Source organism: Burkholderia cepacia GG4 (assembly GCF_000292915.1).
Taxonomy (GTDB): Bacteria; Pseudomonadota; Gammaproteobacteria; order Burkholderiales; family Burkholderiaceae; genus Burkholderia; species Burkholderia cepacia_D.
This window is the reverse complement of the sequence record NC_018513.1, coordinates 3,421,890-3,447,864: the sequence shown is the minus strand read 5'-3', so window position 1 is coordinate 3,447,864 and position 25,975 is coordinate 3,421,890. Positions and strand designations below refer to the sequence as shown.

Annotated in this window: 37 protein-coding genes; 35 read left to right on the top strand and 2 right to left on the bottom strand. The window is 61.4% G+C overall.

Annotated elements, in window-relative coordinates; all coding sequences use genetic code 11:
• The first annotated feature begins 92 nt into the window (after positions 1 to 92).
• The 33 genes from fusA to dsbD all read left to right on the top strand — a co-directional run bounded on the left by fusA (position 93) and on the right by dsbD (position 20,726).
• The gene (gene fusA, locus GEM_RS15770) at positions 93 to 2,195 is read left to right on the top strand and encodes an elongation factor G (RefSeq protein ID WP_014898356.1); all 2,103 of its coding nucleotides are present in this window, start codon (positions 93 to 95) and stop codon (positions 2,193 to 2,195) included.
• A 39-nt stretch (positions 2,196 to 2,234) separates the two neighbouring features.
• Positions 2,235 to 3,428, top strand: a complete 1,194-nt coding sequence (gene tuf, locus GEM_RS15765; RefSeq protein ID WP_014898355.1) for an elongation factor Tu — start codon at positions 2,235 to 2,237, stop codon at positions 3,426 to 3,428.
• Positions 3,429 to 3,714: 286 nt separating this feature from the next.
• Positions 3,715 to 4,026, top strand: a complete 312-nt coding sequence (gene rpsJ / locus GEM_RS15760; RefSeq protein WP_004199280.1) for a 30S ribosomal protein S10 — start codon at positions 3,715 to 3,717, stop codon at positions 4,024 to 4,026.
• Between the two features lie 178 nt (positions 4,027 to 4,204).
• Positions 4,205 to 4,855 (top strand): 50S ribosomal protein L3, encoded by a 651-nt coding sequence (rplC, locus tag GEM_RS15755; RefSeq protein ID WP_006752926.1) that lies wholly within the window; start codon positions 4,205 to 4,207, stop codon positions 4,853 to 4,855.
• Positions 4,855 to 5,475 carry a 50S ribosomal protein L4 gene (gene rplD / locus GEM_RS15750; protein WP_006477192.1) on the top strand — a complete coding sequence of 207 codons (621 nt, stop codon included), beginning with the start codon at positions 4,855 to 4,857 and terminating at the stop codon, positions 5,473 to 5,475. The genes rplC and rplD overlap by 1 nt, the downstream gene beginning before the upstream one ends.
• A complete protein-coding gene (gene rplW, locus GEM_RS15745; RefSeq protein ID WP_004199275.1) occupies positions 5,472 to 5,786 on the top strand; it encodes a 50S ribosomal protein L23 in 315 nt (104 codons plus the stop codon). The genes rplD and rplW overlap by 4 nt, the downstream gene beginning before the upstream one ends.
• A gap of 2 nt (positions 5,787 to 5,788) precedes the next feature.
• Positions 5,789 to 6,616: a 50S ribosomal protein L2 gene (gene rplB / locus GEM_RS15740; protein ID WP_006482900.1), complete on the top strand. Its 828-nt coding sequence runs from the start codon at positions 5,789 to 5,791 to the stop codon at positions 6,614 to 6,616.
• A gap of 10 nt (positions 6,617 to 6,626) precedes the next feature.
• Positions 6,627 to 6,902: a 30S ribosomal protein S19 gene (gene rpsS / locus GEM_RS15735; protein WP_004199273.1), complete on the top strand. Its 276-nt coding sequence runs from the start codon at positions 6,627 to 6,629 to the stop codon at positions 6,900 to 6,902.
• 12 nt (positions 6,903 to 6,914) lie between these two features.
• A complete protein-coding gene (rplV, locus tag GEM_RS15730) occupies positions 6,915 to 7,244 on the top strand; it encodes a 50S ribosomal protein L22 (protein ID WP_004199272.1) in 330 nt (109 codons plus the stop codon).
• A gap of 11 nt (positions 7,245 to 7,255) precedes the next feature.
• Positions 7,256 to 8,056, top strand: coding sequence for a 30S ribosomal protein S3 (gene rpsC / locus GEM_RS15725; protein ID WP_006482899.1), 801 nt, complete (start codon positions 7,256 to 7,258; stop codon positions 8,054 to 8,056).
• Positions 8,057 to 8,058: 2 nt separating this feature from the next.
• Positions 8,059 to 8,475, top strand: coding sequence for a 50S ribosomal protein L16 (gene rplP / locus GEM_RS15720; RefSeq protein WP_006752927.1), 417 nt, complete (start codon positions 8,059 to 8,061; stop codon positions 8,473 to 8,475).
• 9 nt (positions 8,476 to 8,484) lie between these two features.
• Entirely contained in the window at positions 8,485 to 8,679 is a 195-nt protein-coding gene (rpmC, locus tag GEM_RS15715; protein WP_006400652.1) for a 50S ribosomal protein L29, read from the top strand.
• Positions 8,676 to 8,948: a 30S ribosomal protein S17 gene (gene rpsQ / locus GEM_RS15710; RefSeq protein WP_006752928.1), complete on the top strand. Its 273-nt coding sequence runs from the start codon at positions 8,676 to 8,678 to the stop codon at positions 8,946 to 8,948. Before rpmC ends, rpsQ begins: the two co-directional genes overlap by 4 nt.
• A gap of 309 nt (positions 8,949 to 9,257) precedes the next feature.
• Complete coding sequence (gene rplN / locus GEM_RS15705; protein ID WP_006752929.1) at positions 9,258 to 9,626, top strand: 50S ribosomal protein L14; 369 nt, start codon at positions 9,258 to 9,260, stop codon at positions 9,624 to 9,626.
• 9 nt (positions 9,627 to 9,635) lie between these two features.
• On the top strand, positions 9,636 to 9,944 hold the full coding sequence (rplX, locus tag GEM_RS15700) for a 50S ribosomal protein L24 (protein ID WP_006477187.1): 309 nt from the start codon (positions 9,636 to 9,638) through the stop codon (positions 9,942 to 9,944).
• A 16-nt stretch (positions 9,945 to 9,960) separates the two neighbouring features.
• Positions 9,961 to 10,500: a 50S ribosomal protein L5 gene (rplE, locus tag GEM_RS15695; RefSeq protein ID WP_006477186.1), complete on the top strand. Its 540-nt coding sequence runs from the start codon at positions 9,961 to 9,963 to the stop codon at positions 10,498 to 10,500.
• A 7-nt stretch (positions 10,501 to 10,507) separates the two neighbouring features.
• Positions 10,508 to 10,813 carry a 30S ribosomal protein S14 gene (gene rpsN, locus GEM_RS15690; protein ID WP_006482884.1) on the top strand — a complete coding sequence of 102 codons (306 nt, stop codon included), beginning with the start codon at positions 10,508 to 10,510 and terminating at the stop codon, positions 10,811 to 10,813.
• Positions 10,814 to 10,827: 14 nt separating this feature from the next.
• The gene (gene rpsH / locus GEM_RS15685; RefSeq protein WP_006477185.1) at positions 10,828 to 11,223 is read left to right on the top strand and encodes a 30S ribosomal protein S8; all 396 of its coding nucleotides are present in this window, start codon (positions 10,828 to 10,830) and stop codon (positions 11,221 to 11,223) included.
• An 18-nt stretch (positions 11,224 to 11,241) separates the two neighbouring features.
• Entirely contained in the window at positions 11,242 to 11,772 is a 531-nt protein-coding gene (gene rplF / locus GEM_RS15680) for a 50S ribosomal protein L6 (RefSeq protein ID WP_006758786.1), read from the top strand.
• A gap of 12 nt (positions 11,773 to 11,784) precedes the next feature.
• Positions 11,785 to 12,150: a 50S ribosomal protein L18 gene (gene rplR / locus GEM_RS15675; RefSeq protein ID WP_006477183.1), complete on the top strand. Its 366-nt coding sequence runs from the start codon at positions 11,785 to 11,787 to the stop codon at positions 12,148 to 12,150.
• 14 nt (positions 12,151 to 12,164) lie between these two features.
• Entirely contained in the window at positions 12,165 to 12,683 is a 519-nt protein-coding gene (rpsE, locus tag GEM_RS15670) for a 30S ribosomal protein S5 (RefSeq protein WP_006752931.1), read from the top strand.
• A 15-nt stretch (positions 12,684 to 12,698) separates the two neighbouring features.
• Positions 12,699 to 12,881: a 50S ribosomal protein L30 gene (rpmD, locus tag GEM_RS15665; RefSeq protein WP_006400644.1), complete on the top strand. Its 183-nt coding sequence runs from the start codon at positions 12,699 to 12,701 to the stop codon at positions 12,879 to 12,881.
• Between the two features lie 26 nt (positions 12,882 to 12,907).
• Complete coding sequence (rplO, locus tag GEM_RS15660; RefSeq protein WP_014898354.1) at positions 12,908 to 13,342, top strand: 50S ribosomal protein L15; 435 nt, start codon at positions 12,908 to 12,910, stop codon at positions 13,340 to 13,342.
• Positions 13,343 to 13,384: 42 nt separating this feature from the next.
• On the top strand, positions 13,385 to 14,734 hold the full coding sequence (secY, locus tag GEM_RS15655; RefSeq protein ID WP_011655761.1) for a preprotein translocase subunit SecY: 1,350 nt from the start codon (positions 13,385 to 13,387) through the stop codon (positions 14,732 to 14,734).
• Positions 14,735 to 14,742: 8 nt separating this feature from the next.
• Positions 14,743 to 14,961: a translation initiation factor IF-1 gene (gene infA, locus GEM_RS15650; RefSeq protein ID WP_004521905.1), complete on the top strand. Its 219-nt coding sequence runs from the start codon at positions 14,743 to 14,745 to the stop codon at positions 14,959 to 14,961.
• Positions 14,962 to 14,981: 20 nt separating this feature from the next.
• Positions 14,982 to 15,098 (top strand): 50S ribosomal protein L36, encoded by a 117-nt coding sequence (gene rpmJ, locus GEM_RS15645; protein ID WP_004199844.1) that lies wholly within the window; start codon positions 14,982 to 14,984, stop codon positions 15,096 to 15,098.
• Positions 15,099 to 15,136: 38 nt separating this feature from the next.
• Positions 15,137 to 15,502 (top strand): 30S ribosomal protein S13, encoded by a 366-nt coding sequence (gene rpsM, locus GEM_RS15640; RefSeq protein WP_014898353.1) that lies wholly within the window; start codon positions 15,137 to 15,139, stop codon positions 15,500 to 15,502.
• 28 nt (positions 15,503 to 15,530) lie between these two features.
• The gene (gene rpsK / locus GEM_RS15635; protein ID WP_004197937.1) at positions 15,531 to 15,932 is read left to right on the top strand and encodes a 30S ribosomal protein S11; all 402 of its coding nucleotides are present in this window, start codon (positions 15,531 to 15,533) and stop codon (positions 15,930 to 15,932) included.
• Between the two features lie 155 nt (positions 15,933 to 16,087).
• A complete protein-coding gene (gene rpsD, locus GEM_RS15630; protein WP_006752934.1) occupies positions 16,088 to 16,711 on the top strand; it encodes a 30S ribosomal protein S4 in 624 nt (207 codons plus the stop codon).
• A 124-nt stretch (positions 16,712 to 16,835) separates the two neighbouring features.
• Positions 16,836 to 17,813, top strand: coding sequence for a DNA-directed RNA polymerase subunit alpha (locus tag GEM_RS15625; protein WP_006477176.1), 978 nt, complete (start codon positions 16,836 to 16,838; stop codon positions 17,811 to 17,813).
• A gap of 147 nt (positions 17,814 to 17,960) precedes the next feature.
• On the top strand, positions 17,961 to 18,356 hold the full coding sequence (gene rplQ / locus GEM_RS15620) for a 50S ribosomal protein L17 (protein WP_006477175.1): 396 nt from the start codon (positions 17,961 to 17,963) through the stop codon (positions 18,354 to 18,356).
• 203 nt (positions 18,357 to 18,559) lie between these two features.
• Complete coding sequence (gene cutA, locus GEM_RS15615; protein WP_014898352.1) at positions 18,560 to 18,886, top strand: divalent-cation tolerance protein CutA; 327 nt, start codon at positions 18,560 to 18,562, stop codon at positions 18,884 to 18,886.
• A complete protein-coding gene (gene dsbD, locus GEM_RS15610) occupies positions 18,879 to 20,726 on the top strand; it encodes a protein-disulfide reductase DsbD (protein WP_014898351.1) in 1,848 nt (615 codons plus the stop codon). The genes cutA and dsbD overlap by 8 nt, the downstream gene beginning before the upstream one ends.
• A 119-nt stretch (positions 20,727 to 20,845) precedes the next feature.
• Here the strand turns inward: dsbD and hemB are convergent, their stop codons facing one another.
• Together hemB and yihA are read right to left on the bottom strand one after the other, a co-directional pair.
• The gene (gene hemB, locus GEM_RS15605; protein WP_014898350.1) at positions 20,846 to 21,844 is read right to left on the bottom strand and encodes a porphobilinogen synthase; all 999 of its coding nucleotides are present in this window, start codon (positions 21,842 to 21,844) and stop codon (positions 20,846 to 20,848) included.
• 258 nt (positions 21,845 to 22,102) lie between these two features.
• Complete coding sequence (gene yihA, locus GEM_RS15600) at positions 22,103 to 22,762, bottom strand: ribosome biogenesis GTP-binding protein YihA/YsxC (protein WP_006477171.1); 660 nt, start codon at positions 22,760 to 22,762, stop codon at positions 22,103 to 22,105.
• Between the two features lie 216 nt (positions 22,763 to 22,978).
• Between yihA and GEM_RS15595 the strand changes: the two genes are divergently transcribed.
• Entirely contained in the window at positions 22,979 to 23,632 is a 654-nt protein-coding gene (locus tag GEM_RS15595; protein ID WP_014898349.1) for a c-type cytochrome, read from the top strand.
• Positions 23,633 to 23,754: 122 nt separating this feature from the next.
• Positions 23,755 to 25,971: a cytochrome c biogenesis protein ResB gene (locus GEM_RS15590; RefSeq protein ID WP_014898348.1), complete on the top strand. Its 2,217-nt coding sequence runs from the start codon at positions 23,755 to 23,757 to the stop codon at positions 25,969 to 25,971.
• The last annotated feature ends 4 nt before the right edge of the window (positions 25,972 to 25,975 follow it).

The window sequence follows — 25,975 nt, the reverse complement described above, 5'->3', positions numbered from 1 at the left end:
TCCGGGCGGGTGCGCTTTTCAGGCGCCTCGCCCGTTTGTGTTGAAGCGTGATGCAGCAGCGCTGCATCGCGTCATCCCAGTAGAGGATCAAAGTGGCTCGCAAGACTCCTATCGAGCGCTACCGCAATATCGGTATTAGCGCTCACATCGACGCCGGCAAAACGACGACGACCGAGCGCATTCTGTTTTACACCGGTGTGAACCACAAGATCGGTGAAGTCCACGACGGCGCAGCAACGATGGACTGGATGGAGCAGGAACAGGAGCGTGGTATCACGATCACGTCCGCTGCTACCACGGCCTTCTGGAAGGGCATGGGCGGCAACTATCCGGAACACCGCATCAACATCATCGACACCCCGGGCCACGTCGACTTCACGATCGAAGTGGAACGTTCGATGCGCGTGCTCGACGGCGCGTGCATGGTGTACTGCGCAGTGGGCGGCGTGCAGCCGCAGTCGGAAACGGTGTGGCGCCAGGCTAACAAGTACAAGGTGCCCCGTCTCGCGTTCGTCAACAAGATGGACCGTACCGGCGCGAACTTCTTCAAGGTCTACGACCAGCTCCGTCTGCGCCTGAAGGCGAACCCGGTTCCGGTCGTGGTGCCGATCGGTGCGGAAGAAGGCTTCAAGGGCGTCGTCGATCTGATCAAGATGAAGGCGATCATTTGGGACGAGGCGTCGCAAGGCACGAAGTTCGACTACGTCGACATCCCGGCGGAACTCGCCGACACGTGCAACGAGTGGCGTGAAAAGATGGTCGAAGCCGCTGCCGAGTCGAGCGAAGACCTGATGAACCAGTATCTGGAAGCAGGTTCGCTGACGGAAGACGAGATCGTGAAGGGTCTGCGTGACCGTACGATCGCGTGCGAAATCCAGCCGATGCTGTGCGGTACCGCGTTCAAGAACAAGGGCGTGCAGCGTATGCTCGACGCCGTGATCGACTTCCTGCCGTCGCCGGTCGACATTCCGCCGGTTACGGGCGAACTCGAAAACGGTGAGAAGACGGAGCGTCGTGCTTCCGACGACGAGAAGTTCTCGTCGCTCGCGTTCAAGATCATGACCGACCCGTTCGTCGGCCAGCTGATCTTCTTCCGCGTGTACTCGGGCGTCGTCAATTCGGGCGACACGCTGCTCAATGCGACCAAGGGCAAGAAGGAACGTCTCGGCCGTATTCTGCAGATGCACGCGAACCAGCGCGAAGAAATCAAGGAAGTGCGCGCGGGCGACATCGCTGCAGCGGTCGGCCTGAAGGAAGCGACCACGGGCGACACGCTGTGCGATCCGGCACATCCGATCGTGCTCGAACGCATGATTTTCCCGGAGCCGGTGATTTCGCAGGCCGTCGAGCCGAAGACGAAGGCTGACCAGGAAAAGATGGGCCTGGCGCTGAACCGTCTGGCTCAGGAAGATCCGTCGTTCCGCGTGCAGACCGACGAAGAATCGGGTCAAACGATCATTTCGGGCATGGGCGAGCTCCACCTCGAAATTCTGGTTGACCGGATGAAGCGTGAATTCGGCGTGGAAGCGACCGTCGGCAAGCCGCAGGTTGCTTACCGCGAAACCATCCGCAAGTCGGCCGCGGACGTCGAAGGCAAGTTCGTCAAGCAGTCGGGCGGTCGCGGTCAGTACGGCCATGCGGTCATCACGCTCGAGCGCAGCGAACTGGGCAAGGGCTACGAGTTCATCGACGCGATCAAGGGCGGCGTGATTCCGCGCGAATACATTCCGTCGGTTGACAAGGGTATCCAGGAAACGCTGAAGAGCGGCGTGCTGGCAGGCTTCCCGGTCGTCGACGTGAAGGTCACGCTGACGTTCGGTTCGTACCACGACGTTGACTCGAACGAAAATGCGTTCCGCATGGCTGGTTCGATGGCGTTCAAGGAAGCAATGCGCCGCGCTGATCCGGTTCTGCTCGAGCCGATGATGGCCGTGGAAGTGGAAACGCCGGAAGACTTCATGGGTAACGTGATGGGTGACCTGTCGGGTCGCCGCGGCATCATCCAGGGCATGGACGACATGGTGGGCGGCGGCAAGATCGTGCGCGCCGAAGTGCCGCTGTCGGAAATGTTCGGCTATTCCACGTCGCTGCGTTCGCTGACGCAGGGTCGCGCAACGTACACGATGGAGTTCAAGCACTACGCTGAAGCTCCGAAGAACGTTGCAGAAGCGATCATCAGCGCGAAGACGAAGTAATTCGTTATCACAATCGATTATTTTTGAAAGAAGAGAATCATGGCAAAAGGTAAATTCGAGCGGACCAAGCCGCACGTCAACGTTGGTACGATTGGTCACGTTGACCACGGCAAGACGACGCTGACGGCAGCGATTACGACGGTGCTGACGAAGAAGTTCGGCGGCGAAGCGAAGGCATACGACCAGATCGACGCGGCACCGGAAGAAAAGGCGCGCGGCATCACGATCAACACGGCACACGTCGAGTACGAAACGGCTAACCGCCACTACGCACACGTCGACTGCCCGGGCCACGCTGACTATGTGAAGAACATGATCACGGGCGCAGCGCAGATGGACGGCGCGATCCTGGTTTGCTCGGCAGCAGACGGCCCGATGCCGCAAACGCGCGAGCACATCCTGCTGGCCCGTCAGGTTGGCGTTCCGTACATCATCGTGTTCCTGAACAAGTGCGACATGGTGGACGACGCTGAACTGCTCGAGCTGGTCGAGATGGGAAGTTCGCGAACTCCTGTCGAAGTACGACTTCCCGGGCGACGACACGCCGATCGTGAAGGGTTCGGCGAAGCTGGCGCTGGAAGGGCGACACGGGCGAGCTGGGGCGAAGTGGCGATCATGAGCCTGGCAGACGCACTGGACACGTACATCCCGACGCCGGAGCGTGCAGTTGACGGCGCGTTCCTGATGCCGGTGGAAGACGTGTTCTCGATCTCGGGCCGTGGTACGGTTGTGACGGGTCGTGTCGAGCGCGGCATCGTGAAGGTCGGCGAAGAAATCGAAATCGTCGGTATCAAGCCGACGGTGAAGACGACCTGCACGGGCGTTGAAATGTTCCGCAAGCTGCTGGACCAAGGTCAGGCAGGCGACAACGTTGGTATCCTGCTGCGCGGCACGAAGCGTGAAGACGTGGAGCGTGGCCAGGTTCTGGCGAAGCCGGGTTCGATCACGCCGCACACGCACTTCACGGCTGAAGTGTACGTGCTGAGCAAGGACGAAGGCGGCCGTCACACGCCGTTCTTCAACAACTACCGTCCGCAGTTCTACTTCCGTACGACGGACGTGACGGGCTCGATCGAGCTGCCGAAGGACAAGGAAATGGTGATGCCGGGCGACAACGTGTCGATCACGGTGAAGCTGATCGCTCCGATCGCGATGGAAGAAGGTCTGCGCTTCGCAATCCGCGAAGGCGGCCGTACCGTCGGCGCCGGCGTCGTCGCCAAGATCATCGAGTAATATCGACGATCCGCGGATCCCTCGTGGGTCCGCGATTCCACGGTAGGCAGTTGTACCGTCGAAACCGGGTGTCCAGCTTGTGCTGGCACCCGGTTTTGTTTTTGTGGCGTGCCATCGCGCACATCGACAAACGCACACCACCGCTCCGAATTTTCGTGTAGAATCGCGGGCTTAGCAGTGGAAGTGCCGTTCGGAACCTGTCGCCTCGCTCCCCGCAGGCAACATGTTTCGCGTTCTTTTAGTGTCCGGCGATGCAACATCGCCTCGCTCTTTTCAAGGAATCGTCATGCAGCAACAGAAAATCCGCATTCGTCTGAAGGCATTCGACTATCGTCTGATCGATCAATCGGCTGCCGAGATCGTCGATACCGCGAAGCGGACTGGCGCAATCGTCCGTGGCCCGGTGCCGCTGCCGACGCGCATTCAGCGTTTTGACATCCTGCGTTCGCCGCACGTCAACAAGACGTCGCGTGATCAGCTCGAAATCCGCACCCACCAGCGCCTGATGGACATCGTCGATCCGACCGACAAGACGGTTGACGCGCTGATGAAGCTCGATCTGCCGGCTGGCGTCGACGTGGAAATCAAGCTGCAGTAAGGCTTTCAGCGCCAACCGGCTTGTCGGGCGGCGCTAAGTCTTTGTATTGCTTGCGGAAATCGAGAAGTCGGGCTATACTGCTTGGCTTTTCGCGTATTCGCGTAAAAAAGTTGGGCCTTGCGTGCCCGGCATTTTGTAAATCAGCCCCGACCAATCGCAGTCGGGAATGGAGAAAATGATGAGCCTTGGACTCGTAGGTCGCAAGGTTGGCATGACCCGTATCTTCACGGCTGAAGGGGATTCGATTCCCGTCACCGTGCTGGACGTGTCGGACAACCGCGTGACGCAGATCAAGACTGTTGAAACCGACGGCTACACGGCCGTGCAGGTTGCATTCGGCTCCCGCCGCGCATCGCGCGTGACGAAGCCGCTGGCAGGTCATCTCGCCAAAGCCGGTGTCGAAGCCGGTGAAATCCTCAAGGAATTCCGCATTGACGCGGCCAAGGCAGCTGAGCTGTCGAATGGCGCCGTGGTCGGTGCTGATCTTTTCGAAGTAGGCCAGAAGGTCGACGTGCAAGGCGTGTCGATCGGTAAGGGCTACGCCGGTACGATCAAGCGTTACAACTTCTCCTCCGGCCGTGCCACGCACGGTAACTCGCGCTCGCACAACGTGCCGGGCTCGATCGGTATGGCGCAGGATCCGGGTCGTGTTTTCCCGGGTAAGCGCATGACGGGTCACCTCGGTGACGTTACGGTGACGGTGCAGAACCTCGAAATCGCTCGTATCGACGCAGAGCGCAAGCTGCTGCTCGTCAAGGGCGCGATTCCGGGCGCGAAGGGCGGCAAGGTTTTCGTGACGCCGGCCGTCAAGACCAAGGGGGCGAAATAATGGAACTCAAGCTCCTGAATGAAAATGGTCAGGAAGGTGCAGTGGTCAACGCGTCGGACGTCGTGTTCGGTCGTGACTACAACGAAGCGCTGATCCACCAGGTCGTCGTCGCTTACCAGGCGAATGCTCGCCAGGGTAACCGCGCACAGAAGGACCGTGAGCAAGTCAAGCACACCACCAAGAAGCCGTGGCGTCAGAAGGGTACGGGCCGCGCTCGTGCTGGTATGTCGTCGAGCCCGTTGTGGCGTGGCGGTGGTCGCATCTTCCCGAACTCGCCGGAAGAGAACTTCTCGCACAAGGTCAACAAGAAGATGCATCGCGCAGGTCTCTGCTCGATCTTCTCGCAGCTGGCCCGCGAAGGCCGTCTGTCGGTCGTCGAGGACATCATCCTCGAAGCGCCGAAGACCAAGCTGCTGGCTGACAAATTCAAGACCATGGGTCTCGACTCCGTTCTGATCATCACGGACACGGTCGACGAGAACCTGTACCTGGCTTCGCGCAACCTGCCGCACGTGGCGATTGTCGAGCCGCGCTACGCTGACCCGCTGTCGCTGATCTACTTCAAGAAAGTGCTGGTCACGAAGGCTGCGGTCGCCCAGATCGAGGAGTTGCTGTCATGAGCGAGATTCGCAAGAACGATCATCGTTTGATGCAGGTCCTGCTCGCACCGGTGATCTCGGAAAAGGCGACGCTGGTTGCCGACAAGAACGAGCAAGTCGTGTTCGAAGTCGCACCGGATGCCACGAAGCAGGAAGTGAAGGCGGCTGTCGAGCTGCTGTTCAAGGTTGAAGTTGATTCGGTCAACGTGCTGGTTCAGAAGGGCAAGCAAAAGCGCTTCGGCCGTTCGATGGGCCGCCGTAAGGACGTGAAGAAGGCGTACGTTTGCCTGAAGCCCGGCCAGGAAATCAACTTTGAAGCGGAGGCCAAGTAATCATGGCAATCGTTAAAGTTAAGCCGACATCGCCGGGTCGCCGCGCGATGGTCAAGGTGGTCAACAAGAACCTGCACCAGGGCAAGCCGTTCGCGGCACTGCTCGACTCGCAGAGCTCGACCGCCGGCCGTAACAACAACGGTCGTATCACCACGCGTCACAAGGGTGGTGGTCACAAGCAACACTACCGTATCGTCGATTTCCGTCGCACGAAGGACGGCATCCCGGCAAAGGTCGAGCGTCTCGAGTACGACCCGAACCGTAGCGCGAACATCGCGCTGGTGCTCTACGCAGACGGCGAACGTCGCTACATCATCGCCCCGAAGGGTCTGACGGTCGGCCAACAGCTGATGTCGGGTTCGGAAGCGCCGATCCGTGCAGGCAACACGCTGCCGATCCGCAACATTCCGGTCGGTACGACGATCCACTGCATCGAGATGCTGCCGGGCAAGGGCGCGCAAATGGCGCGTTCGGCTGGCACGTCGGCCATGCTGCTGGCACGCGAAGGCGTCTACGCGCAGGTTCGTCTGCGTTCGGGCGAAATCCGCCGCGTGCACATCGAGTGCCGTGCAACGATCGGTGAAGTCGGCAACGAAGAGCATAGCCTGCGCCAAATCGGTAAGGCTGGTGCGAACCGCTGGCGCGGTATCCGCCCGACGGTGCGTGGCGTTGCGATGAACCCGGTTGATCACCCGCACGGTGGTGGTGAGGGCAAGACGGCTGCAGGTCGTGACCCGGTGAGCCCGTGGGGTACGCCGGCTAAGGGTTACCGCACCCGCAGCAACAAGCGCACGACGACGATGATCGTCCAGCGCCGTCACAAGCGTTAAGGAGTAGGCAATGGCACGTTCTGTTAAAAAAGGTCCGTTCTGCGACGCCCATTTGCTGAAGAAGGTTGAGGCGGCTGCAGCTTCGCGCGACAAAAAACCGATCAAGACCTGGTCGCGTCGCTCGACGATTCTGCCGGATTTCATCGGCCTGACGATCGCTGTTCACAACGGCCGTCAACACGTTCCGGTGTACATCTCGGAAAACATGGTCGGCCACAAGCTTGGCGAGTTCGCACTGACCCGTACGTTCAAGGGTCACGCGGCCGACAAGAAGGCCAAGAAATAAGGGGCAATCAAGATGGAAGTGAAAGCAATTCATCGCGGTGCCCGCATCTCGGCGCAAAAAACGCGCCTTGTGGCTGACCAGATCCGCGGTTTGCCGGTCGACAAGGCGCTGAACGTTCTGACGTTCTCGCCGAAGAAGGCGGCTGGCATCGTGAAGAAGGTTGTGCTGTCGGCAATCGCGAATGCGGAGCACAACGAAGGCGCTGATATCGACGAGCTCAAGATCAAGAGCATCTACGTCGACAAGGCTGCATCGCTCAAGCGTTTCACCGCGCGCGCCAAGGGCCGCGGTAACCGCATCGAGAAGCAATCCTGTCACATCACTGTGACGGTCGGGAATTAAGGAGCCATACGATGGGACAGAAAATTCATCCGACTGGCTTCCGCCTGGCTGTCAGCCGCAATTGGGCTTCGCGTTGGTACGCGAACAACAACAATTTCGCGGCGATGCTGCAGGAAGACATCGGTGTTCGTGAATACCTGAAGAAGAAGCTGAAGAACGCTTCGGTCGGTCGGGTCGTCATCGAGCGTCCGGCGAAGAACGCGCGCATCACGATTTACAGCTCGCGTCCGGGTGTGGTCATCGGCAAGAAGGGCGAGGATATCGAACAGCTGAAGACGGAACTGCAACGCCGCATGGGCGTGCCGGTTCACGTCAACATCGAAGAAATCCGCAAGCCGGAAACCGATGCGCAGCTGATCGCTGACTCGATCACGCAACAGCTCGAGCGCCGGATCATGTTCCGTCGCGCGATGAAGCGTGCGATGCAGAACGCGATGCGTCTGGGTGCTCAAGGCATCAAGATCATGAGCGCAGGCCGTCTGAACGGTATCGAAATCGCTCGTACGGAGTGGTATCGCGAAGGTCGCGTGCCCCTTCACACGCTGCGTGCTGATATCGACTACGCGACTTCGGAAGCGAAGACGACTTACGGGATCATCGGCGTCAAGGTGTGGGTCTACAAGGGCGATACGCTCGGCCGCAACGACGCACCGGTGGTGGAAGAAGTAGCCGAAGACAAGCGTCCGCGTCGCAATGCGCGTCCGGGCGACCGTCGTCCGCGCCGTGACGGCGAAGGCGGCGCTCCGGGTGCTCGCCGTGGCGCACCGCGCCGTGGCGCCGGCAAGCCCGAAGACGGCAAGACTGGAGAATAACGATGCTGCAACCGAAACGCAGAAAGTATCGTAAAGAGCAGAAGGGTCGTAACACCGGCAAGGCGACGCGCGGCAACGCAGTGTCGTTCGGTGACTTCGGCCTGAAGGCTATCGGTCGCGGTCGTTTGACCGCACGCCAGATTGAAGCGGCGCGTCGTGCAATGACGCGTCACATCAAGCGTGGCGGCCGCATCTGGATCCGGATCTTCCCGGACAAGCCGATTTCGCAAAAGCCGGCAGAAGTGCGTATGGGTAACGGTAAGGGTAACCCGGAGTACTACGTCGCCGAGATCCAGCCGGGCAAGATGCTCTATGAAATGGACGGCGTAACCGAAGAACTGGCACGCGAAGCGTTCCGTCTGGCTGCAGCCAAGCTGCCGCTGAAGACGGCGTTCATCGTGCGCCAGCTCGGCGCCTAAGGAGAAAATATGAAGGCTTCCGAACTTCTCCAGAAAGACCAGGCCGCGCTCAACAAGGAGCTGGCGGACCTGCTGAAGGCGCAATTCGGCCTGCGCATGCAACTCGCGACCCAGCAACTCACGAACACGAGCCAGCTGAAGAAGGTTCGTCGCGACATCGCACGTGTGCGGACCGTCATGACTCAGAAGGCGAACCAGAAATGAACGATAGCGTGAAAACCTCGCTGAAGCGGACGCTGGTCGGTCGGGTCGTCAGCAACAAGATGGACAAGACCGTCACCGTGCTGATCGAGCACCGCGTCAAGCACCCGATCTACGGCAAGTATGTCGTGCGCTCGAAGAAGTACCACGCGCATGATGAAGCGAACACCTGCAACGAAGGCGATCTCGTCGAAATCCAGGAAACCCGTCCTGTTTCGAAGACGAAGGCCTGGACGGTGTCGCGCCTCGTCGAAGCAGCTCGCGTCATCTAAGCGGGCAGCGCAGTAGGCAGTAACAGGCACTTCTCCTCGAAGTGCTTGAAATCGCAAAGTTTTTGCTTGCGTGACCAGGATTATTTGTTATAATCCTGGTCTTCCCTCTTTATGGGAGCCCCGTCGCGGGCGAAGTTGGTGGGGGAAGCGGACTGGCGCCTGCCTGTCCGAAAGATTCACCGAATTGCGATGGCGGGTTTCGTTTGCCGTCGCTGCTGTTCCAACCCAAGCAGCCGATTGGCTGACGGGACCAAGACTGACCGAATGCATCATGGTGGTGCATCCGGATTAAGTTGGGAAAGACAAACCATGATCCAGACCGAATCTCGGCTCGAAGTAGCCGACAACACGGGTGCACGTGAAGTCATGTGCATCAAGGTGCTCGGCGGCTCGAAGCGTCGTTATGCCGGCATTGGCGACATCATCAAGGTGACCGTCAAAGAGGCAACGCCGCGCGGGCGCGTGAAGAAAGGCGAAATTTACAACGCCGTGGTGGTCCGCACCGCCAAGGGTGTTCGCCGTCAAGACGGCTCGCTGATCAAGTTCGACGGCAACGCCGCTGTGCTTTTGAATAACAAGCTTGAGCCGATCGGCACCCGCATCTTCGGGCCGGTGACGCGTGAGCTGCGTAGCGAACGATTCATGAAGATCGTTTCGCTGGCGCCGGAAGTGCTGTAAGGAGTCGCGATGAACAAGATTCGCAAGGGTGACGAAGTCATCGTCGTCACTGGCAAAGACAAGGGCAAGCGCGGCGTCGTGCTGGCTGTCGGTGCTGAACATGTGACGGTTGAAGGTATCAACCTCGTCAAGAAGCATGTGAAGCCGAACCCGATGAAGGGTACGACGGGCGGCGTGGAAGCGAAGACGATGCCCCTGCATATTTCGAACGTCGCACTGGTCGACGCGAATGGCAAGGCGTCGCGTGTTGGCATCAAGGTCGAGGAAGGCAAGAAGGTTCGCTTCCTGAAGACGACCGGTGCCGTACTGAGCGCCTGACGCAGCGGAGTAAAAAATGGCTCGTTTTCAAGAGTTTTACAAAGAAAAGGTTGTGCCCGGCCTGATCGAGAAGTTCGGTTACAAGTCGGTCATGGAAGTGCCGCGCATCACCAAGATCACGCTGAACATGGGTCTTGGCGAAGCGATCGCTGACAAGAAGATCATCGAGAACGCCGTTGGCGACCTCACGAAGATCGCCGGCCAGAAGCCGGTCGTCACGAAGGCTCGCAAGGCAATCGCAGGCTTCAAGATCCGCCAGGGTTACCCGATCGGCGCGATGGTGACGCTGCGTGGCCAGGCGATGTACGAATTCCTCGACCGTTTCGTGACGGTTGCCCTGCCCCGCGTGCGAGATTTCCGCGGCGTGTCGGGTCGTGCTTTCGATGGCCGTGGCAACTACAACATCGGTGTGAAAGAGCAGATCATTTTCCCCGAAATCGACTACGACAAGATCGACGCACTGCGTGGGCTGAACATCAGCATCACGACGACTGCGAAGACCGACGACGAAGCAAAGGCTCTGCTCGCCAGCTTCAAGTTCCCGTTCAGAAACTGAGGTTACCGTGGCTAAACTGGCACTGATCGAACGTGAAAAGAAGCGCGCCCGCCTGGTCGCGAAGTTCGCAGCAAAGCGCGAAGCGCTGAAGGCGATCGTCGAAGACCAAAGCAAGTCGGAAGAAGAGCGCTACGAAGCACGCCTGGAGCTGCAGCAACTGCCCCGCAACGCAAACCCGACCCGCCAGCGTAACCGCTGCGCGATCACGGGCCGTCCGCGTGGCACGTTCCGTAAATTCGGCCTCGCGCGTAACAAGATTCGTGAAATCGCATTCCGTGGCGAGATTCCTGGCCTGACCAAGGCGAGCTGGTAATAGGAGAAACGTAAATGAGCATGAGTGATCCTATCGCCGATATGCTGACTCGCATCCGCAACGCGCAGATGGTCGAGAAGGTATCGGTTGCGATGCCCTCGTCGAAGGTCAAGGTTGCAATCGCGCAAGTCCTCAAGGACGAAGGTTATATCGACGATTTCGCTGTCAAGGCGGAAGGTGCGAAGTCCGAACTGAATATCGCGCTGAAGTACTACGCAGGTCGCCCGGTTATCGAACGCCTCGAGCGCGTGTCGAAGCCTGGTCTGCGCGTGTACCGCGGCCGTAACGACATTCCGCAGGTCATGAATGGCCTCGGTGTGGCAATCGTGTCGACGCCGAAGGGCGTGATGACCGACCGCAAGGCGCGCGCTACCGGCGTCGGCGGCGAAGTCATCTGCTACGTCGCTTAAAGCCGAGGAGAGAGAAACATGTCTCGAGTAGGTAAGAGCCCGATCGCGCTGCAAGGCGCGGAAGTCAAGCTGGCCGACGGTGCGATCACCGTCAAGGGCCCGCTGGGCACCATCACGCAAGCGATCAATCCGCTCGTGAACGTGGCGAACAACGACGGCACGCTGAATCTGTCGCCGGTCGACGAAAGCCGCGAAGCAAACGCACTGTCGGGCACGATGCGCGCGATTATCGCGAATGCCGTGCACGGCGTGACCAAGGGTTTCGAGCGCAAGCTGACGCTGGTTGGCGTCGGTTATCGTGCGCAAGCGCAAGGCGACAAGCTGAACCTGTCGCTGGGTTTCTCGCACCCGGTGGTGCACCAGATGCCGGAAGGCGTCAAGGCTGAAACCCCGACGCAAACCGAAATCGTGATCAAGGGGATCAACAAGCAACAAGTCGGTCAAGTGGCTGCGGAAGTCCGCGGTTACCGTCCGCCGGAGCCCTACAAGGGCAAGGGCGTGCGCTATTCCGACGAGGTTGTGATCCTCAAAGAAACGAAGAAGAAGTAAGGGTGCGCAATCATGGATAAGACTCAATCTCGCCTGCGCCGCGCTCGCCAGACGCGTATCAAGATCGCTGAGCTGCAGGTCGCGCGTCTCGCCGTGCATCGCACGAACACGCACATCTACGCTCAAGTGTTCTCGCCCTGCGGCACCAAGGTGCTCGCCAGCGCGTCGACGCTCGAAGCAGAAGTGCGCGCTGAACTGGCCGACAAGTCGGGCAAGGGCGGCAACGTTAATGCCGCGACGCTGATCGGCAAGCGTATTGCCGAGAAGGCAAAGGCTGCCGGCATCGAATCCGTCGCCTTCGACCGCTCGGGCTTCCGCTACCATGGCCGCGTCAAGGCGCTGGCTGAGGCAGCTCGCGAAGCTGGGCTCAAGTTCTAAGGAAGGAATTCGTCATGGCAAAGATGCAAGCGAAAGTTCAGGCTGACGAGCGCGACGACGGCCTTCGTGAAAAGATGATTTCGGTCAATCGCGTGACCAAGGTTGTGAAGGGTGGCCGTATTCTCGGCTTCGCCGCACTGACCGTGGTTGGCGACGGTGATGGCCGCATCGGTATGGGCAAGGGCAAGGCGAAGGAAGTGCCGGTCGCTGTCCAGAAGGCAATGGAACAAGCTCGCCGTAACATGTTCAAGGTGCCGCTCAAGAACGGCACGCTGCAGCACGAAGTGCACGGCAAGCATGGCGCATCCGCTGTCCTCCTCGCTCCGGCGAAGGCAGGTACGGGCGTGATCGCCGGCGGCCCGATGCGCGCAGTGTTCGACGTGATGGGCGTTCAGAACGTCGTGGCGAAGAGCCACGGTTCGACGAACCCGTACAACCTCGTTCGCGCCACGCTGGACGGTCTGCGCAAGCAGTCGACCCCGGCAGACATCGCGGCGAAGCGCGGCAAGTCCGTCGAAGATATTTTGGGCTAAGCCCGGGTGGTCACCATGTCTGAAAAAACTGTCAAGGTTCAGCTCGTTAAGAGCCTGATCGGGACCCGCGAATCGCACCGCGCGACCGTGCGTGGCCTGGGCCTGCGCCGACTCAATTCGGTTAGCGAGCTGCAGGACACGCCGGCGGTCCGCGGCATGATCAACAAGGTCTCGTACCTCGTTAAGGTCATCGCGTAAGCGGCCCTACGGATCAAGGAGTTGATATGGAATTGAATAACCTGAAGCCGGCCGCTGGTGCCAAGCACGCCAAGCGTCGCGTCGGCCGCGGCATCGGTTCGGGCCTCGGCAAGACGGCTGGCCGTGGTCACAAGGGTCAGAAATCGCGTTCGGGCGGCTTCCACAAAGTCGGCTTCGAAGGCGGTCAGATGCCTCTGCAACGTCGTCTGCCGAAGCGCGGCTTTACGTCGCTGACGAAGGAATTCGTCGGTGAAGTGCGCCTGGGCGACCTCGAGAAGCTGCCGGTCGATGAAGTCGATCTGCTCGCACTGAAGCAAGCCGGCCTGGTCGGCGAGCTGACGCGGAGCGCAAAGATCATCGCGACGGGCGAACTGAAGCGCAAGATCGTCGTGAAGGGTCTCGGCGCCACCAAGGGTGCGCGCGCTGCGATCGAAGCGGCTGGCGGTTCGTTCGCCGAGTGACACGCGTAGCGCGTCGTTACTTGCATTCATCGGAGAAGGTACTTGGCTAACAGCCCGAGTCTTGCAAAACCCGGTCGAAGCACGGCGAAATTCGGCGATCTGCGTCGGCGAGCGATGTTCCTGCTCCTGGCGCTGATCGTCTATCGCATCGGCGCGCACATCCCCGTGCCGGGCATCGATCCGGATCAACTGGCGAAGCTGTTCCAGAGTCAGGCGGGCGGCATCCTGGGCATGTTCAACATGTTCTCGGGTGGCGCGCTTTCCCGCTTCACGATCTTTGCGCTGGGGATCATGCCGTATATCTCGGCGTCGATCATCATGCAGTTGCTGGCGATCGTCTCGCCGCAGCTCGAGGCGCTGAAGAAGGAAGGGCAGGCAGGGCAACGGAAGATCACGCAGTACACGCGGTATTTCACCGTGGTGCTCGCGACCTTCCAGGCGTTCGGTATCGCGGCTGCGCTGGAAAACCAGCCGGGCCTCGTGATCGACCCCGGCATGCTGTTCCGACTGACGACGGTCGTGACGCTGGTTACCGGCACGATGTTCCTGATGTGGCTGGGTGAGCAGATCACCGAGCGTGGTCTGGGCAACGGCATCTCGATCATCATCTTCGGCGGGATCGCAGCAGGGTTCCCGAATGCCGTCGGTGGGCTGTTCGAGCTGGTGCGTACGGGTTCGATGAGCATCATTTCGGCGATCATCATCGTCGTTCTGATTGCAGCGGTGACTTACCTGGTCGTGTTCATCGAACGCGGTCAGCGCAAGATCCTCGTGAACTACGCGAAGCGCCAGGTCGGCAACAAGATCTACGGTGGGCAGTCGTCGCACTTGCCGCTGAAGCTGAACATGTCGGGCGTGATTCCGCCGATCTTCGCATCGTCGATCATCCTGTTCCCGGCCACGATTCTCGGCTGGTTCAGCACGGGTCAGCCGACGGGGAGCTGGATCTCCAACACGTTGCATAACGTCGCGGAGGCGCTGAAGCCGGGTCAGCCGGTCTATGTGCTGCTGTACACGCTGGCAATCGTGTTTTTCTGCTTCTTCTACACCGCACTGGTGTTCAACAGCAGGGAAACCGCGGACAACCTGAAGAAGAGCGGTGCATTTGTTCCGGGCATTCGTCCGGGCGATCAGACCGCACGATATATCGACCGCATCCTCACGCGTCTGACGCTGGCCGGTGCGATCTACATCGTCTTCGTGTGTCTGCTGCCGGAATTCCTGGTGCTGCGCTGGAACGTGCCGTTTTATTTTGGTGGAACGTCGCTGCTGATCATTGTCGTCGTCACGATGGACTTCATGGCGCAGGTGCAGTCGTACGTTATGTCGCAACAGTATGAGTCACTGCTCAAGAAGGCAAACTTCAAGGGCGGCAACATCCCAATGCGTTAATTAGGACTATGGCCAAAGACGATGTAATCCAGATGCAGGGTGAGGTGATCGAAAACCTCCCGAATGCGACCTTCCGTGTGAAGCTGGAAAACGGCCATGTCGTGTTGGGGCATATCTCCGGGAAGATGCGGATGCACTACATCCGCATCCTGCCGGGCGACAAGGTGACGGTTGAATTGACGCCTTACGATCTGTCTCGTGCGCGGATCGTGTTCCGGGCGAAGTGATTTGAAAAAAGGGTATTATCATGAAAGTGATGGCATCGGTTAAGCGCATTTGCCGCAATTGCAAGATCATCAAGCGCAAAGGCGTCGTTCGCGTGATCTGCAGCTCGGATCCGCGCCACAAGCAGCGCCAAGGCTGACCGCGCGTTTGTTTGCGCTTTTTGTTTGAGGAAAAACAATGGCTCGTATCGCAGGGGTTAACATCCCGAATCACCAGCATACCGAGATCGGCCTGACGGCAATCTTCGGTATCGGCCGCACGCGCTCGCGCAGCATCTGCGTGGCGTCTGGCGTGGAATTCTCGAAGAAGGTCAAGGACCTGACCGACGCAGACCTCGAAAAGCTGCGTGAAGAAGTGGGCAAGTTCATCGTCGAAGGCGATCTGCGCCGTGAAGTGACGATGAACATCAAGCGCCTGATGGACCTCGGTTGCTACCGTGGTGTTCGTCATCGCAAGGGCCTGCCGATGCGCGGTCAGCGTACGCGTACGAACGCACGTACCCGCAAGGGTCCGCGTCGTGCAGCGCAAGCGCTGAAGAAGTAAGCGGAACTGACAGTTACAGGAAAACGTAATGGCTAAGGCTTCGAACACCGCGGCGCAACGCGTTCGCAAGAAGGTTAAGAAGAACGTCGCTGAAGGCGTGGTTCACGTTCACGCGTCGTTCAACAACACGATCATCACGATCACCGATCGCCAGGGCAATGCACTGGCATGGGCGACGTCGGGCGGCCAGGGCTTCAAGGGCTCGCGCAAGTCGACGCCGTTCGCTGCTCAGGTTGCTGCTGAGTCGGCCGGTCGCGTGGCGATGGAATACGGCGTGAAGAATCTGGAAGTGCGGATCAAGGGCCCGGGCCCGGGTCGTGAGTCGGCAGTGCGCGCACTGCATGGCCTCGGCATCAAGATCACCGCGATTTCGGACGTCACCCCGATTCCGCACAACGGCTGCCGTCCGCCGAAGCGCCGTCGTATCTAAGAATGTGCTGGCACGTTCGTGCTGGCGCATTTGCCTGTCGCCGCGTAGCGTCGACGGGCGTTGCTTTTTTGATTGACTAAGCCCACCGTTCGCCCCAAAGGGCGCGAACTAGCGCGGATTTCGATCCGCGTGACTGATTGATAAAGGAATGCAAAGTGGCACGTTATATCGGCCCTAAGGCCAAGCTGTCCCGCCGTGAAGGCACCGACCTGTTCCTGAAGAGCGCGCGCCGCTCGCTCGCCGACAAGTGCAAGCTCGACAGCAAGCCGGGTCAGCACGGCCGTACCTCGGGCGCACGTACGTCCGACTATGGTACGCAGCTGCGCGAAAAGCAGAAGGTCAAGCGCATCTACGGCGTGCTGGAGCGTCAGTTCCGCCGCTACTTCGCTGAAGCCGACCGCCGCAAGGGCAACACGGGTGAAAACCTGCTGCAACTGCTCGAGTCGCGTCTCGACAACGTCGTGTATCGCATGGGCTTCGGCTCGACCCGCGCTGAAGCGCGTCAGCTGGTGAGCCACAAGTCGATCACCGTGAACGGCGTCGTCGCGAACGTGCCGTCGCAGCAAGTGAAGGCTGGTGACATCGTCGCGATCCGCGAAAAGGCGAAGAAGCAGGCGCGTATCGTCGAAGCGCTGTCGCTGGCCGAGCAAGGCGGCATGCCGAGCTGGGTTGCAGTCGATGCGAAGAAGTTCGAAGGCACGTTCAAGCAAATGCCGGAACGCGCTGACATCGCAGGCGACATCAACGAAAGCCTGATCGTCGAATTGTATTCGCGTTAATCCGATTGACGGCCGAGGTACCCCGATTGCGTTGCGCAAGGAGGGTCCTCGGCTGTTTATTTTCTGGTTGTTACCGGTCAGCCTTATCGGTGTAACGAGCCGAGGGTATTGAAAAGGAAAGCCCATGCAAACCAGTTTGCTGAAACCCAAGATCATCGCCGTGGAATCGCTGGGCGAGAACCACGCGAGGGTGGTCATGGAACCGTTCGAACGCGGTTACGGCCATACCTTGGGCAATGCGCTTCGCCGCGTGCTGTTGTCGTCGATGGTAGGCTATGCGCCGACCGAAGTCACGATCGCAGGCGTGGTGCACGAGTACTCGACGCTTGATGGCGTGCAAGAGGACGTCGTCAACCTGCTGCTGAACCTGAAGGGTGTGGTGTTCAAGCTGCACAACCGTGACGAAGTGACGGTGACCCTGCGCAAGGAAGGCGAAGGCGTCGTCACGGCCGGCGATATCGAGCTGGCTCACGATTGCGAAGTCATCAACCCGAATCACGTGATCGCACACCTGTCGAAGGGCGGCAAGCTCGACGTTCAGATCAAGATCGAAAAGGGTCGCGGCTATGTGCCCGGCAACGTCCGTCGCTACGGCGAAGACACGGCCAAGATCATCGGCCGCATCGTCCTCGATGCATCGTTCTCGCCGGTTCGCCGCGTGAGCTACGCCGTTGAAAGCGCACGTGTCGAGCAGCGTACCGACCTCGACAAGCTCGTGATGAACATCGAAACGAGCGGCGTGATCACCCCGGAAGAGGCGATCCGTCAATCGGCCCGCATCCTGGTCGACCAGCTGTCCGTGTTCGCGGCACTGGAAGGCACGGAAACGGCTGCCGAGGCACCGTCGCGCGCACCGCAGATCGATCCGATCCTGCTGCGTCCGGTGGACGATCTCGAACTGACGGTTCGTTCGGCGAACTGCCTGAAGGCCGAGAACATCTACTACATCGGCGACCTGATCCAGCGCACGGAAAACGAGCTGCTGAAGACGCCGAACCTCGGTCGCAAGTCGCTCAACGAGATCAAGGAAGTGCTCGCTTCGCGCGGTCTCACGCTGGGCATGAAGCTCGAGAACTGGCCGCCGGCTGGTCTCGACAAGTAAGCCCGCTTGTAGCCCGGCTGTTGCTGTAGTTGGCAAAGATGCGGATTTTCCTTTAAAATCCGCATCTTGCTTTTTTCGCTACCGGCCCGTGCACCCTCGAGGTGCGATAGAAGAGCTGGATCAAAACTTTGAATCAAGGAAACTGAAATGCGCCATCGTCATGGTCTGCGGAAACTGAACCGCACGAGCAGCCACCGTCTGGCTATGCTCCGTAACATGTCCAACTCGCTGATCGAGCACGAAGTCATCAAGACGACGCTGCCGAAGGCGAAGGAACTCCGTAAAGTCGTCGAGCCGCTGATCACGCTCGGCAAGAAGCCGTCGCTGGCAAACCGTCGCCTGGCGTTCAACCGCCTGCGCGATCGTGACTCGGTCGCGAAGCTGTTCGACGTCCTCGGTCCGCGTTTCGCGAACCGTCCGGGCGGCTACCTGCGCGTGCTGAAGTTCGGCTTCCGCGTTGGCGACAACGCACCGATGGCACTGGTCGAGCTGCTCGATCGTCCGGAAGTCGACGAAACGGAAAACGTGCAAGAAGCCGAGTAAGCTTCCGGTACGCAGCTGTATCTGAAAGGGGCCGAGCGATAGCTTGGCCCTTTTTGTTTTTGGCGCCTCGGCTGCGATCGATTGTCGCAGGCCGGTGCCGGCAGTGTCGTGCAGGCTGCGCTACGATAACGAATTGTCGACGCGGGCACCGGAATCGGTGCTCCGTGGCGGCGGAAGCCGGTATACCAGTCAGGAGAGCGCGTATGGTGGTGGTGTTGATGCTGACGACGGTGCCGGATGCGGCGACGGCTGCAGTGCTCGCCAACGGCGCGCTCGACGCGCGGCTTGCCGCGTGCGTGTCGGAGCTCGGTGCGATCAAGTCGCGCTATCACTGGCAGGGCAAGGTCGAAACGGCCGACGAGATCCAGTTGCTGTTCAAGACGAGCCCGGTGCGCTCGCTCGAACTGGAGCGATTTATTCTCGCGCATCATCCGTACGAGACGCCGGAAATCGTCTCGTGGCAGTCGACGGCCTCGGCCGCGTACGGCCAGTGGGTGACCAGCGAAACTCAACGTCTATTTCATGTTTAACGGTATGGCGCTTTCCGTGCGCGTGCGTGCGCTGCGGTTCCTCGCAGTCCTGTTGTCGCTCATGTTCGTGCTGGGCGGCGTGTCGGTCGCGCGCGCGGCCGACGATTTCCTCGATCCGTCGGTGGCGTTCAAGTTCAGCGCGAGCGAGTCGCCGGGGCAGGTGGACGTCCGCTTCAAGGTCGCCAACGGCTATTACCTGTACCGCGAGCGGTTCGCGTTCGCGGTGAAGAGCGGACAGGCGACGATCGGCGACCCGCAGTTCCCGGCCGGCCATGTGAAGTTCGACCAGACGTTCCAGAAGGAAGTCGAGACCTATCGCGACGAGGTCGTGGTTCACGTGCCGGTCAAGCAGGCGGCGGGGCCGTTCGAACTGACGGTGACGTCGCAAGGCTGCGCGGACGAAGGGATCTGCTACCCGCCGGCCGAGCACGTCGTGAAGGTCGACGGTGCGGCGCTCGGCGCGGCTTCGCCGGCCGATGGCGCGGCGGCTTCGGGCAGCTGGTTCGACAAGGTCACGAGCGCGGATTTCGCACAGTCGCTGCTCGAAGGGCACGGCTTCTTCACGATCGTCGCGCTGTATTTCGTCGCGGGCGTCGTGCTGAGCCTGTTGCCGTGTTCGTACCCGATGATCCCGATCGTGTCCGCGATCATCATCGGCCAGGGCACCCGCGCAACGCATGCGCGCGGCTTCGCACTGTCGCTCACCTATGTGGTCGGCATGGCGCTCGTCTATACGGTGCTCGGCATCGCCGCGGCGCTGGTCGGCCAGAGCCTCGGCGCCTGGCTGCAGAACCCGTGGGTGCTCGGCGCGTTCGGCGTGTTGCTCACCGCGTTCGCCGTGTCGCTGATTGCAGGCAAGGACATCGCACTGCCGGAGCGCTGGCAGAACGGCGCGGCCGAGGCTTCGAGCGCGCGCCGGGGCGGCCATTTCGTTGCGGTCGCCGCGATGGGCGCGTTGTCGGCGCTGGTCGTCGGCGCCTGCATGACGGCGCCGCTGTTTGCGGTACTCGCGTTCATCGCACACACCGGCAATGCGCTGCTCGGTGGCGCCGCGCTGTTCTCGATGGGCCTCGGGCTCGGCGTGCCGCTGCTCGTCGTCGGCATCGGCGCCGGCACGGTGCTGCCGCGCGCAGGCGCATGGATGGATGGCGTGAAGGTGTTCTTCGGCATCGTGCTGCTCGCCGCTGCGCTGTGGATCGTGTGGCCGGTGCTCGCGGGCAGCCTGAAGATGGTGCTCGCCGCGTTGTGGCTGCTGATCGCGGCTGCGGCGCTCGGCCTGTTCACGCCGCATGTCGGCGCGGTGTCCATCTGGCGGCGCCTCGGCCGTGGCCTCGGCGCGGCGCTCGCGATCTGGGCTGCGACGCTGCTTGTCGGTCTCGCAGCAGGGTCTAACGACCCCGTGAAGCCGCTGGCCGTGCTCGCGGCGCGTACGGTTGCATCGGGCGATGCGCCGGCCGCCGGTGCGGCTTCCGGGCAGCAGGGCCCCGCGTTCGCGTCGGTGCGCTCCAGCCGCGAGCTGGACACGCTGCTGAAGACGTCAGGCCAGCCCGTGATGCTCGACTTCTACGCCGACTGGTGCGTGAGCTGCAAGGAGATGGAGCATCTGACGTTCACCGACGGGCGTGTGCAGGCGCGGCTCGCGCAGCTCCACCTCGTGCGTGCCGACGTCACCGCCAACAATCCGGACGACCAGGCGCTGCTCAAGCGCTTCAACCTGTTCGGGCCGCCGGGCATCATCTTCTTCGATCGCAACGGCAATGAAATTGGTCGTGTGGTCGGCTATCAGGCGGCCGAGACGTTCCTGCGCAGCCTCGATCGCGCGGCAGTACCGACCGTGTAACGCGCATTCGTCGGCGCGCATCGGCGGCAGCCACGCCGATCGACTGACTGCGAACGTGAAAAAAACGGCGGGACACCGAAGTGTTCCGCCGTTTTTCCTTACGCCTGCCGGCGCGCTGCTCAGCGCTGCGCTTTCAGCAGACGCGCCGCGTCGAGGGCGAAGTAGGTGAGCACGCCATCGGCGCCCGCGCGCTTGAATGCCAGCAGCGACTCGAGCACGACCTTGTCGTGGTCGAGCCAGCCGTTCATCGCAGCGGCCTTCAGCATCGCGTATTCACCGCTCACCTGGTACACGTAGGTCGGGAAGCGGAACTCGTCCTTCACGCGGCGCACGATGTCGAGATACGGCATGCCGGGTTTGACCATCACCATGTCGGCGCCTTCGTCGATGTCGAGGCGCACTTCGCGCAGCGCTTCGTCGCTGTTCGCCGGATCCATCTGGTAGGTCATCTTGTTGCCCTTGCCCAGGTTGGACGCCGAGCCGACCGCATCGCGGAACGGGCCGTAGAACGCCGACGCGAACTTGGCCGAATAGGCCATGATGCGCGTATGGATATGGCCGTCGCTTTCCAGCATCTCGCGGATCGCGCCGATGCGGCCGTCCATCATGTCCGACGGTGCGACGATGTCGACGCCGGCTTCCGCCTGCGCACGCGCCTGGTCGACCAGGATCTCGATCGTGTCGTCGTTGATCACGTAGCCGTTTTCGTCGAGCACGCCGTCCTGGCCGTGGCTCGTGTACGGATCGAGCGCGACGTCGGTCAGCACGCCGAGTTCGGGGAAGCGCTTTTTCAGTTCGCGCACCGCGCGCGGGATCAGGCCTTCCGGATTGGCCGCTTCGCGGCCGTCAGGCGTTTTCAGCGACGGCTCGATGGCCGGGAACAGCGACAGCACGGGCACGCCGAGTTCGACGCACTGCTCGGCGACATGCATCAGCAGATCGACCGACACGCGCTCGACGCCGGGCATCGACGGTACGGGCTGGCGTTCGTTGGTGCCTTCGACGACGAACACCGGGTAGATCAGGTCGTCGGTGGTCAGCCGGTTTTCGCGCATCAGGCGGCGCGAGAAGTCGTCGCGGCGCATCCGGCGCGGACGATGAAGCGGATGGAAGCTCATGGCGATTGGGTAGAAATCAGGGCAAGAAGAACCTTACGGAACCCTTCGGTCATTTTCGAGACCGTTGGTATATGATAGCGATCGAGCGGCACGCGTTGCGTGCTGCTCCCCGCTTCTCCTCCCTGAGCGGGTGCCTGTCGTTATTCGATTAGGCTGTTTGACCCGCCGTTCAACGGCGGGTTTTTTTATGGGCCGGCCGAATCGAATCTACAGGCGCCGTCAGGTGCGCGCAGCCGAACCCGGCCGCGCGTTGCCCGATCATTGTGCTACAGGCTCGCTTTTTTCGTCGGCGACGGACGGCCGCAGCCAGCTCTCGATCAGTTCATGCGCCTCGTCGAGCCCCGTGCGCTTCAGCGCGGAGAACAGCTGGACGGTCAGCTTGCCCTTCACGCCCTGGTCGCGATATGCGTCGAGCCCCTTTTGCGTGTTCCGCAGCGCGTTGATGCTCTCCTGCCGCGTCAATTTGTCGCACTTCGTCAGCAGCGTGTGGATCGGCTTGCCGGTCGGCGCGAACCACTCGATCATCCGGCGATCGAGGTCGGTCAGCGGGCGGCGCGAATCCATCATCAGGATCAGGCCGCACAGCTGCGAACGCGTCGCGAGGTAGGACGACAGCAGCATCTCCCAGTGGGCCTTCGCGGCCCCCGGTACTTCGGCATAGCCATAGCCGGGCAGGTCGACGAGGTTCGCGACGGGCTCGGCGGCCGGGCCGACGGAGAAGTAGTTGATGTGCTGCGTGCGGCCGGGCGTCTTCGACGCGAAGGCCAGCCGCTTCTGGTTGCACAGCACGTTGATCGCCGTCGATTTGCCGGCATTCGAGCGGCCCGCGAATGCGATTTCCGGTTGCACCGTCGGCGGCAGGTCGCGCAGATGGTTGACGGTCGTGTAGAAGCGGGCTTGATGGAGCAAAAAGGCCATGGGGAAACCGGTGGGACGGGCGGCGCGAGCCGCTTGGTGGAGGCGGGGTAGCCCCGATAGGCGCGGGAGCTTTCAGCGCGATATTGTACAATACGACGGTTTTACCGAAGGGCTGCGGGCGCCTGCCTCGCGCTTTTATGCAGCTTCTGCGGTAGACTGGTCGCCGTCGTTTTTTGCAGAACCTCAAATTCCCACAAGACGAAACAGGGTGTGCGAATGAATCGACTGTGCAAGTCTCTGATGGTGCTTCAGGTTGCAGCAGGGTTCGTAGGTTTCGTAGCGGAGGCAAACGCGGCGGATGCGGCAAAGCCGGATCTGGACCGCGGCAAGGCGATTGCCGGGCAGGTCTGCGCGTCGTGTCACGGTGCCGACGGCAACAGCGCGTCGGGCAGTTTCCCGAAGCTCGCCGGCCAGCATCCCGAATATCTGGTCAAGCAGTTGAACGACTTCAAGGCCCAGCCCGGCGCGAAGGGGCCGGCGCGGACCAACCCGATAATGGTCGGGTTCGCGAGTGCGTTGAGTGCGGACGACATGCGCAACGTCGCCGCGTATTACGGATCGCAGGCCACGAAGCTCGGCACCGCACGCGATGCGGCGACCGTGCCGATCGGCCAGAAGATCTACCGCGGCGGCCTCGCGGAAAAGGGTGTGCCCGCCTGCGCGAGCTGCCACGGGCCAACGGGGCAGGGGATGCCGGTCCAGTACCCGCGTCTGTCGGGGCAATGGGCCGATTACACGGTTGCCCAGTTGACCGCGTTCCAGCAGGGTGCCGGCGCGCGCAACAACAACGAGGCGATGCATCAGATCGCTTCGCGTCTGTCGGATAACGAGATCAAGGCTGTGGCAGATTACATCGCCGGCCTGCGTTGAACGGACAGTCGCGAATGGAATGACCGGGCGCCCGAAGGGCGGCCGGAGTCAGAACAAGAAAAGGGTGGGGCGCCGCGTGTTTGCGGGCGCCTTGCCCTTTTTTGTTGTCAGTCGGAGTTTGAATGAGCGTTACCACGTCGGGGTTGCAGTCCAAGTCGGGTCCGGGAGCGTCCAAGCGCGCGGTCGAGCTGCTGAGCTCGATGCGCTTCGCGATCGCGCTGCTGGTGGTGTTGTCGATCGCGAGCATCATCGGCACGGTCCTGACCCAGGACGACCCGTATCCGAACTACGTGAACCAGTTCGGGCCGTTCTGGGCGGACATCTTCCGCTCGCTGGGCCTGTACAACGTGTACAGCGCGTGGTGGTTCATGCTGATCCTGATCTTCCTCGTCGTGTCGATCTCGCTGTGCGTGATCCGCAACGCGCCGAAGATGCTCGCCGATGCGAAGAGCTGGAAGGACAAGGTCCGCGAAGGCAGCCTGCGTGCCTTCCACCACAAGGCCGAGTACACGACGTCCGGCACGCGCGCGACGGTTGCGACCACGCTCGCCACGTTCGTCACCAAGGCCGGCTACAAGCACGTCGTGCGCGAAACCGACGGCGCGACGCTGATCTCTGCGAAACGCGGCGCGCTGACGAAGTGGGGCTACATCTCCGCGCACCTCGCGATCGTCGTGATCTGTATCGGCGGCCTGCTCGACAGCAACCTGCCGATCAAATTCCAGATGTGGATGTTCGGCAAGAGCCCCGTCAACACGAGCGCGACGATCAGCGAGATCTCGCCCGACCACCGGCTGTCCGCGTCGAACCCGACGTTCCGCGGCTACGCGTGGGTGCCCGAAGGCCAGTTCGTGTCGACCGCGATCCTGAACCAGCCGAGCGGCTCGCTGATCCAGGACCTGCCGTTTTCGATCCAGCTGAACAAGTTCATCGTCGACTACTACACGACGGGGATGCCGAAGCTGTTCGCGAGCGACATCGTCGTGATCGATCGCGAGACGGGCCAGAAGATCCCGGCGCGCGTCGAGGTCAACAAGCCGTTCACCTACAAGGGCGTGTCGATCTACCAGTCGAGCTTCCAGGACGGCGGCTCGCAGATGCAGATGACCGCCTACCCGATGACGGGCGACAACGCGAAGACCTTCGCGGTGAAGGGCACGATCGGCAGTACCGCGCCGCTGCAGATGCCGGGCAACGACGGCGACACGATCGAGTTCTCCGACTTCCGCGCGATCAACGTCGAGAACATGGCCGACGCGAACGGCAAGCCGGACGTGCGCGGCGTCGCCAAGACGGAGTCGCTGAAGGAGGCGTTCGACGAGCGGCTCGGCTCGGGCGCGAAGACATCGAAGCCGATGCAACTCCACAACATCGGACCGTCGGTGCAGTACAAGATTCGCGGCAAGGATGGCCAGGCGCGCGAATTCAACAACTACATGCTGCCCGTCGACATGGGCGGCACGCGCGTGTTCCTCGCCGGCGTGCGCGCGAGCCCGAACGATCCGTTCCGCTATATGCGGATTCCGGCCGACAGCGCGGATTCGATCGGCGATTGGATGCGCCTGCGCGCCGCGCTCGAGGATCCGGCCGTGCGTGCCGAAGCCGCCGCGCGCTTCGCGCAGCGTTCGTTGCCGACTACCGAAGCGTCGCTGCGCGGCCGCCTGCAGGACAGTGCAGCCAAGGTGCTGACCCTCTTTGCTGCGAGTGACGACAGTGTCGGCCGCGGTGCCGACGGCCAGCCGATCGGCGGCTTCCAGGCAGTGGCCACGTTCATCGACCGTTCGGTGCCGAAGGCCGAGCAGGAAAAGGCGGCCAGCCTGCTGCTGCGCATGCTCGAAGGTTCGATGTGGGAGGTCTGGCAGATCGCGCGCGAGCGCGCCGGCGAGCCGGCCGTCCAGCAGGGCACCGACACGATCCGCTTCGTGCAGAACGCGATCAATGCGCTATCCGACAGCTTCCTGTATGGATCGCCGGTCTATTTGCAGCTTGACTCCTTCAAGCAGGTGCAAGCTTCGGTATTTCAGTTGACGCGCGCACCCGGCAAGAATCTGGTGTATCTTGGCAGCCTGCTGTTGGTCGCCGGCATCTTCTCGATGTTCTACGTGCGCGAGCGGCGCCTCTGGTTCTGGCTCAAGGATGCCGGCTCGGGCGTCGATGTGGTGATGGCGATGTCCACGGCCCGCAAGACCTTCGATTTCGAGAAAGAATTCGTGCAGACGCGCGACGCGGCCGGCGCCGCCTTGCGCGCCGCACCCCGCGACGCCGCACCCGCTGGTGCGGCATCGACTGCCCGCCCGCCCGCCGGCGGCGGTTCTGATTCCGAGAATTCCACCCGGTAACATC